The following is an 8,485-nucleotide window of genomic DNA, read 5'->3' on the forward strand; positions in this document are numbered from 1 at the left end:
TCGCCAGAGCCCGTCGATAAAGGACGAATTTCGAGTCAGGCTCTCAGGGGCGCAGCCCCTCGTGTCGCAGCGCCCGGTCGACCCACTGCTTGGTCAGCTTCTCCTGCACGCCGTTCTGCACCAGGCGGGCGCGCAGATTGCCGAAGTCGACCTCGTCGAGCGCCTGATCCTGGTTCGAGCAGGAAAACACCACGCTCTCGATGCCGGTCACCGGATCGACGTGGCGCTGCAGGCACTGCGCGCAGATCTCCTTCATCATGCACTGCATCGGCGAGTTGATCGAGCCGATCGCCGCGTGTCCCGGCTTCAGATGCGCGGCGAGCATGCCGTGGCGGGCGCGGGCGACCGCCGCCATCATGCCGTCCGAGCCGATCGCGATCACCCGGTCGACATCGGGCAGGCCGATCGGCTGGGCGCCGAGCCCGCCGGTGGCGTAGGTCTCCAGCGCCGCCACCATGTTGCCGACGAAGCTCTTGTCCTGCGGCCGCGCGGGATCGGCGGTAAAGCCGGGCGACTCGTCGCAGCACCACACGATGGCGTCGGCCGCACGCTCGATCTCGGGCACCTTGTAGCGGTCGCGGATCGCCTTGTAGCCGGCGAAGTACAGAACCTTGCAGCCGCGCGCGCGCGCCGCCTGGCCGATCGAGAACAGCACCGCGTTGCCGAGCCCGCCGCCGATCAGCAGCACCGTCTCGTTGTCCTCGATTTCTGTCGGGGCGCCGGTCGGCCCCATCAAAATCACCGGCTCGCCGGGCTCGAGCGAAGCGCACAGATCGGACGAGCCGCCCATCTCGAGGACGATGGTGGCGAGCAGGCCTTTTTCGCGATCGACCCAGGCGCCGGTGAGGGCGAGGCCCTCCATCGCCAGCCGCGTGCCGTCGACCGACGCGGCATAGGTCTCGTAGTTCTGTAGCCGGTAGAACTGGCCGGGCTGGAAGGCGCGGGCCGCCATCGGCGCGCGCACCACCACCTCGACGATGTTGGGCGTCAGCCGGTTCACCGCCTCGATGGTCGGGCGCAGCTCGTGGTCGAGCTTTTCATACAATGCGGTGCGGTCGGCCTTCGGCGTCTCGAGCTTTGCCAACAGGCGGCTGACGACCGGATAACCCTGCTTGGCGCCGCCCATCGCCTTCACGACGTTGCCGGCGAAGGAGGGGTGCAGATCGCCAAAAAAGCTCACCGCGCGCCCGTCGTCGCGCAGCCGCGTCACCACGCGCACCTCGGAGGGCTTCGACACCCGCTCCGGCGTCACCGGCTCGCCGGCCTCGTCGAACGCCTGAAAATACTTTCCGTCGAGGATCATCTGGGGATCCTCGCGGGCCAGCGTGGTGTTGGGCTGGGTGCCGGCGGCGACCACGATGGTGCGGGCCGGCAGCGTCACCTCCTTCTCGCCGGGCACGTCGCCCTGCCGCTCGAGCTTCAGCGCCCGCGCCCGGCCGGCATTGTCGACCAACACCTCGGTCGGCGACAGCCGCTCGGCGAAGCGGATGCCTTCCTCCATCGCCTTGGCGATCTCCTCGTGATTGAGCGTGTAGCTCGGCGCCTCGACCATCCGGCGGCGATAGGCCACCGTCACGCCGCCCCAGCTGCGCACCAGCGCGGCGAGCTTCGGCGGTCGCTTCTCACGCGCCGCCGCCGCGCGTTCCTCGCGGATCGCACGGGCGTGCGCCAAGAACTCGTCGGCGATCTCGACCTCGGCGGGCGGCCAGGCGGCGCGCACCGCGGCCTCGCCGCGCTCGGCGACCAGCGTCTCGTAGCGTGCCAGGAATTTCTCGACCTGCAGCGGATAATAGGCGAGCGCCTCGGTCGCGGTGTCGATCGCGGTGAGGCCGCCGCCGATCACCACCACCGGCAGGCGGATCTGAAGGTTCGCGATACTGTCGGGCTTCGCCGCGCCGGTGAGCTGCAGCGCCATCAGGAAATCGGAGGCCTGGCGCACGCCGGTGGCGAGCCCGTTCGCCATCGGTACCACGGTCGGCTTGCCGGCGCCGGTGGCGAGTGCGACGTGATCGAAGCCCATGGCGAAGGCCTCGTCGATGCCGACCGTGCCGCCGAACCGCACGCCGCCGATCATCTTGAACGCGCTGCGACGTTCCAGAAGCAACCTGATCAGCTTGAGATAGTTCTTGTTCCAGCGCACCGTGATGCCGTACTCGGCGACGCCGCCGAAGCCCGCCATCACGCGGGTGCCGAGATTCTCCTCGAGCGTCGTCACGTCGCGCACCGGCGCGAACGGCACGCGCGATCCGTCCTTGGCGACGCCCGAAAACTCCGGCGCCAGCGGCTCGATCTTCAGCCCGTCGACCGCGACCACCGCGTGGCCGTCGTTCATCAGGTGATGCGCGAGCGTAAAACCGGCCGGGCCGAGACCGACCACCAGCACGGTGCGGCCGGTGTCGGGCTTCGGCAGCGGCCGGCGCAGGTTCAGCGGGTTCCAGCGGGTCAGCAGCGAATAGATCTCGAAGCCCCAGGGCAGCGCCAGAACGTCCTTCAGCGTGCGGGTCTCGACCTGCGGGATATCGACCGGATCCTGCTTCTGATAGATGCACGACTTCATGCAGTCGTTGCAGATGCGGTGGCCGGTCGCCGCGCACATCGGATTGTCGATGGTGACGAGCGCCAGCGCGCCGACCGAATGGCCGCTCGCCTTGACGAGATTCATCTCGGAGATGCGCTCTTCCAGCGGGCAGCCGGCGAGCGTGACGCCGAAGGCGTTGCGGCGGAAACTGCCGGTCTTCTCCTTGAGGCCCTTCGAGCAGGAGTCCTTGCCCTGGTTGTGGCACCAGATGCAGTAGTTCGCCTGATCGAGGCCGCCGGTGAGGTCGGCGCCGCAGTCGGTGAGCGCAAAGCCCTCGCGAAAGCGGCGATGCGCGTCGGGAAACTCGAACATGGTGACGCCCTCGACCACCACCGTCTCGGCGGGCACGAGGTGCATCGGGTCGATCTTGCCGGGCGTCTTGAACAGCACGCCGCCGGCGTGGCGCCGCCGTCCCTCGGCGGTCCAGGTCGCCCAGGCGGCATAGCGGGCGGCGAGGTCCAGCAGCTCGGCGTGCTCGGCCTCCTTCTCGACGAGCGGCGCGACGAAGGTCGCGAAGCCGATCTCGTCGAACGGGCCGCCGAAGGCTTTTTCCAGGTCGCGCCGCAGGGCGTCGCCGTCGAACGTCTCGGCGGTCGCGGCGTCGTACTTCTTGCAGGCGCGCCGCTGGACGAACAGCCGCTTGACGGTGGCGAGCGGGGCGAGCGCGTCGTGCCGCGCCTGCAGCGCCCGCACCTCGGTGCCGATGCCGAACAGCGTGCCGATGAAATCCTCGACGTGCGGGGCGAGGGCGACCAGGAGGTCGGCCTCCTCCTTCGCCGCCAGCGCGTCGGGGCTCGCGCGGGCCGCGAGCAGGCGGGCGTGCAGACTTGCGTCGGCTTCGGCGAGATCGGCGACGAAGGCGGCATCGAGCCGGACCAGCCCGTCCCGCGCGTAAAGATCCTCGAATTGCAGGCCGAAGGCGAGGCGGAGCGTCTCGTCGCCCGCAACGGGAGAGATGGATGACGGGGGCGGGGCGTCTGGACGTACGGTCATGCTGGGACACTTCTGTTGCCGGCGGCCGCTTCGGGGGGCCGCTCGTCGGGGGAATTCTCGGGCGGCTATACCACAACCCGGCGGCAGGCGAGTCCCGGCCGAAGCTGCCGGCGGGGACGACCGTGGGGGCGAGCGGCGGGGCGACCGCCCTGGCCGGTGCTGCGCCGGCCGCATCGCTGCCGCGTGCGCGTCGCCGACCACGTGATTGGCCGGATGCGCGGTGGCACGATTGGGTGTCTAACACCGGTTAGTGCGTGACCGCCGTACCGGCGTTCGCGCGGATGTCTCGGGCGACGCCCGGCCGGGGGTGGCCGGCGCGGCGCGCGGGACGGCGATTGAAACAGGAGGGGCTCGGGACGCGCGGGACGGCGAGGCGCGATCACGGGGGTCTCGCAGACGCCCCGACGCGCCGGCGGAACCGCCGTGGCAGCCTCCCGACGGCAGGATCGGTCCATGGGCGATTCCGAGCTCGATTTCGAGGTTCCCACCCTCGTTTCCCTGTCCCGGCAGATCGAGCAGCATCTCGAAGGGTTGATCGTCAAGGGCGCGCTCAAGAGCGGCCAGCGGCTGTCCGAGCCGGAGATCGCCAAGCTCTTCCGCACCAGCCGCTCGCCGGTCCGCGAGGCGCTGCGGCGGCTCGAGCAACTCGGGCTGGTGGTGATCGAGCCGCGGCGCGGGGCGACGGTGAAGGCGCCGAGCGATCGCGACGTGGAGGATCTGCTCGCCTGCCGCGAGGCGCTGGAGGGCATGGCGGCGCGGCTCGCCGCGGTGCGGGCGGGGCCGGCCGAGATCGCGATGCTGCGCGGCTGCATCGAGGTGCAGCTCGGCCAGGCGCCGGAGGCGACCGAGCTGATCGATTTTCACGAGGCGCTGATCCGCGCGTCCGGCAACAGCGCGCTGGAGAACATGCTGCGCGGCACCTGGAATCTCTTCCGGATGGTGCGGCTCATTCCCGACGAGATCGAGCGGCGCAAGGCGCTCGCCATCGACGAGCACCGGACGATCTTCGGCTGCATCGAGGCGCGCGACGCCGACGGGGCCGAGGCGGCGGCCCGCCGCCACATCCGCACCATGGGGAGCCAGCTGATCGGTCGCGAGGAGGCTCCGCCGGCCCCCGACGCGCCGCCGTTCGGCGGGGCGATGCTCGCGCGGCCGCGTGGCCGCGGCCAACGGGGCGCCGCGTAGCGACTGAACGGCGGTGGCCGGTGCCGCTCGGGCGGCGCCTCGCGATCGCGCTCCCGGGGTGTCGCTGTCAGCGGGGGCGGCGCGGCGGCTTGCAGAAGCTCTTGTGCAGGGCGGCGATGATGTCGCGCACTTCCGGGCGGGCCAGCGAGTAGTAGACGTTCTTGCCGTCACGCCGCGTCTCGACCAGATCGTCGGCGCGCAGGCGGGCGAGCTGCTGCGACACCGCCGGCTGGCGCAGCTTCACCGTCTGCTCGATCTCGGAGACGGACTTCTCGCCGTCGAGCAGCATGCACAGGATGACCAGCCGCGCCTCGTGCGACAGCGCCTTCAAGAACTCGCTCGCCTCGCGGGCGTTCGAGCGCATGGCGGCGAAGTCCGGGTTCTGGGCCGAGGCACGGGTCCGGCGGGCGGGGGACGTCTGGACACTCGAGAGCGGCACCTGTCACCTCGTGGCTTGCGATTTTCGGCATGCGTAGCCGGGGCCGACGGTCCCGCCGGGACGCGATCGCTGCGGAGACGTGTGATGGATCGCGCCTGTCGTCGGCGCCGGCGAGCCTTATCACGACGTCAGCATTTTGTCAGCGAGATGTCAGCATGTGACGCGACGTGTGACACTGCTCTGCTCGCGACACGAGTGGAACCGGCCCGAGGCGGTTCCCGTCCGGTGGCGAGGGGCAGCCGGGGGCGACGTGACGCCCCGGCACAGCGGCACCGATAGGCACATCGCGGGCCGGGCCGCCTCGCTCGGGCCGCGCATGGCGCCGGGAAAACGTCAGTTGTTGTTGCCGCCGGCCGGCTTGCTGCCGGTAGGGCCGACCTTCTCCTGCTTCTGAGTCTGCTGTGAGCGTTGCCCGGGCTCCTTCCACGGCTCGTGGGTGCCCTGCTGCCCGTCGCGATTGCGGTGCTTGGGGTTGCGGTCGTCGTGCTCGGGGGTGTCGTCCATGGCGCGTCTCCGGAGGCGCCACCGGCTCGTCGTCCGATCCCGACATTCGCCTCCCGCCGCCGCGCATCCGAATCGCGAATGTCGGAATCGAAAGACCACTGGCAATCATGGAGTCCCAGTGGAGCTTTGAAGTCGACGTTCGAGAACGAAGATGCGGCCGAGAATGTCGAACTCGCTCCACTAGCCGGTGGGCGGCCACCCGTCGTGCGCCGGCGGCCTTGCGCGGGACCGATCGGAACACCGGGCGCGCCGTGGCGCGCCCTCGTGTGCGCAAAACCCGTGTCGAGCGAGACCGCCGTCAGTCGGCGGCCTTCACCCGCACCTTGGTCGCGACCGGACCCGTGTCGCCAACGCCCTCGACATAATAAAGTTCGTCGCCGCGGCCGAGCGCGTCGAAGTCGCCGGTCAGCACGCTGTTGCGATGGAAGTAGAGGAGGCTTCCCTCGGAGGTGACGAGATAGCCGAAGTCCTGCTCCGGCTGCACCTCGGCGACCTGGCCGAGCCGTTGGTTCTGGATGTCGCTGTAGGGGGCGTTGGTGCGGCCCTCGCGCTGCTCCTTGAGGGCGAGGAGCTGGCGCTCGGCGATGCGGAACGCCTCGTTGATCGCCTTCTGCAGGTCGGGGCGCTGGAACTTGCGCTGGAGAAACTCCGGTTCGTGGCTGACCACCAGATCGGCCCGCCCCGGGACGCCGATCTCCAGGCGGACGACGGGGGGAACGGTCATCACCCCGTTGGACTTGGCGCGGCGCTCGACGCGAACCCGGAACGACGTGATGCGCTCGAACCGGCGCTCGAGCTCGTCGATCCGCTCGCGGATCATGGTCTCCGCCCACTCCGTGGAGTCGACATTGTGGAAAGCGATTTCGATGGGAACTTGCATTGGTCACCCAAGCGGTGATGAGAAGCGAGGCGATTCACAATTCCGAAATGTAGGCGGTCCGCCGGCGGAATGCCAGTTTCCGCCGGCCGTGGGCGGTGCCGCCCTACGGCCGTCACCGCCGCTTCTTGGGGGTGTGCTCGAGAAAGGGTTTTGGAGCGGGTGCGCTGCGGCGGCAGCCGAGCGGCCGGCGGGCGCGGGCCCGGCGAGCGGGTGGCCGGCGAGCGGGCGGTCGGCGAGCGGCGTCGCCGCGTGGGGGCGGAGCCGGAGAAGCGCGGCGAGGCGAGGGCGCGCGACGCGCGGCCTCACGCGGTGGTCGATTGCTCGGCGATGACGTTGATGCGTTCGGCCGGGATCAGCCCGAACAGTTTTTTGGCGATCGTCCCCTTCACCCGATGGGTGGGGAGGGGGCTTTCCTCGTGCCAGATCGTCACCTTGGGGGTGAGCCGGCCGTCGCGGCCGTTCCAGCTGACCAGATACTCGGAAATCAGGCCCTTGCGCTTGATCGTCTCGAGGAAGCGGACGATCTCGTCGTGCCCGTGAAGCTGATGCTCTCGTACGACCATGGGATGACCCGCTGCTGAACGCCTCGTGTATCAGCACACCACAATTCTGCTAGAGCGAAAAGCAAATTTCGCACACGCGAACCAAGGGTGTGGAGGGGAGGCTTGTTGCACTGCGAAGCGACAACGCGGGAAATGGGAAATCGTTCTCCTCGTCCGTGGCGCAATGTCGCAAGTTCGGGGCGACCGGGGGATGGCGGGCGCCGGCGGACGACAGCACCGACAGAAAAGAGAGAGCGTCCGGGGGTGGGGACGACCGAGGCGTGTGAGAAAAAAAAAGCCGCCGGAGGGTTTCCGGCGGCCCGCGGTCGGCACGCCCGGCGCGAGGCCGAACGTGCCGGTCGTGCTCGGCTCAGACGATCGCCGGGTTCTGCCGCGGCGGCTCGGCCTCGCCTTCACTCGGCTCGCTCCGCTGCGCCTGCTCGCCCGGGTGATGGTGCTCGTGCTCGTGCTCGGCGGTCGCGCCCTCGGGCTTCGCCGGAAGCTGCAGCACGGTCGCCGTCTGGCCCTCGCACAGCCGGGTCAACAGAACGACCTGGCCGCTCGGGAACTCGAGCGCGTCGTGGTGCTCGTAGGGGTTGTCCATGTTGATCTGGCGGAACCGCGCCACCCGCTCGCGCAGCTTGCGGCTGGGGAAGAAGCCGAGCGCGTGATCGCACTCGACGTCACGGTCGAACGCCAGCTCGGTGCCCGGAAGGATGCAGACCGCCACGCCCGGCACCCCGACCTCGGCGAAACCGCGGGTGATCGAGTTGTTGAACTTCGTCGTCACCAGCTGATCGCCGACCTTGGCGGACCGGGTCGCAACATGCTGCAGGCTGTAGTCGCACATGAGTGGTTCTCCTCTCGAGACGAGGGGCGGGTCGGCCATGGGGCACACGATCCCGCTTGGTGACCGGATCGGCCGGGGAGGCGCCACGTTCGCCGTTCCGCCGCCGCTCCGTGATGTCGGCCGTCCCGGATCGAGACGGATCCGGTCGGGCCTCCTGTCCGGGAAAGAAGCCGCTGCGCCGCGACGTTCCGGCGGGAAAAAAATATCAGTGTATTGCCGTGCGTTAAGGAATCTATTTTTGTCGTTTTATATCATTGAGATGAACGAATTTTCGGGAGGACGTTGCGGCGCCGGCGCGGGATTTTTACGAGCAGGCTCGGGGTTTTCGAGTTCTCGTCCGGTCGTCGACCGAAGCCTCGGTGCGAAAACGGCGGTTTGCTGGAAGAGTTCGAAGTAAAAAGCCACCACTCTGCTTGCACGAGGTCACGGGCTCTCAGAGACCGTTTGGAAACTCGGACGGAGGCTGCGTTGCGGCGCGAACTGCCGGAGGCCAGGAGAAAAGCGATGCCGATAT

8 protein-coding genes are annotated in these 8,485 nt (G+C 69.1%); 1 reads left to right on the plus strand and 7 read right to left on the minus strand.

All coding sequences use genetic code 11. The annotated features are described in order from the left end of the window. Positions 1 to 43 precede the first annotated feature (43 nt). Positions 44 to 3,571 carry an FAD-dependent oxidoreductase gene (locus A33M_RS16320; protein ID WP_008389297.1) on the minus strand — a complete coding sequence of 1,176 codons (3,528 nt, stop codon included), beginning with the start codon at positions 3,569 to 3,571 and terminating at the stop codon, positions 44 to 46. Between the two features lie 453 nt (positions 3,572 to 4,024). Here A33M_RS16320 and A33M_RS22515 point away from each other — a divergent pair, with 453 nt between their 5' ends. Further along, positions 4,025 to 4,756 carry a GntR family transcriptional regulator gene (locus A33M_RS22515; protein ID WP_008389299.1) on the plus strand — a complete coding sequence of 244 codons (732 nt, stop codon included), beginning with the start codon at positions 4,025 to 4,027 and terminating at the stop codon, positions 4,754 to 4,756. A gap of 67 nt (positions 4,757 to 4,823) precedes the next feature. On the opposite strand, the gene A33M_RS16330 is transcribed toward A33M_RS22515, so the two are convergent. The 6 genes from A33M_RS16330 to A33M_RS25015 form a co-directional block, all read right to left on the minus strand. Further along, positions 4,824 to 5,195, minus strand: a complete 372-nt coding sequence (locus A33M_RS16330) for an ArsR/SmtB family transcription factor (protein ID WP_443213349.1) — start codon at positions 5,193 to 5,195, stop codon at positions 4,824 to 4,826. A gap of 333 nt (positions 5,196 to 5,528) precedes the next feature. Further along, positions 5,529 to 5,699 carry a hypothetical protein gene (locus A33M_RS24115; RefSeq protein WP_008389303.1) on the minus strand — a complete coding sequence of 57 codons (171 nt, stop codon included), beginning with the start codon at positions 5,697 to 5,699 and terminating at the stop codon, positions 5,529 to 5,531. A 298-nt stretch (positions 5,700 to 5,997) separates the two neighbouring features. After that, complete coding sequence (locus A33M_RS16335; protein ID WP_040621102.1) at positions 5,998 to 6,579, minus strand: HPF/RaiA family ribosome-associated protein; 582 nt, start codon at positions 6,577 to 6,579, stop codon at positions 5,998 to 6,000. 302 nt (positions 6,580 to 6,881) lie between these two features. Then, on the minus strand, positions 6,882 to 7,142 hold the full coding sequence (locus tag A33M_RS16340) for a hypothetical protein (protein ID WP_008389313.1): 261 nt from the start codon (positions 7,140 to 7,142) through the stop codon (positions 6,882 to 6,884). A gap of 349 nt (positions 7,143 to 7,491) precedes the next feature. After that, positions 7,492 to 7,971 (minus strand): hypothetical protein, encoded by a 480-nt coding sequence (locus A33M_RS16345; protein ID WP_008389315.1) that lies wholly within the window; start codon positions 7,969 to 7,971, stop codon positions 7,492 to 7,494. A gap of 251 nt (positions 7,972 to 8,222) precedes the next feature. Next, positions 8,223 to 8,485, minus strand: a 263-nt coding sequence (locus A33M_RS25015) for a hypothetical protein (RefSeq protein WP_237718398.1), incomplete at its 5' end; no start/stop codon positions are given.

The sequence above is a fragment of the Rhodovulum sp. PH10 genome (assembly GCF_000293785.1).
Lineage (GTDB): Bacteria > Pseudomonadota > Alphaproteobacteria > Rhizobiales > Xanthobacteraceae > Rhodoplanes.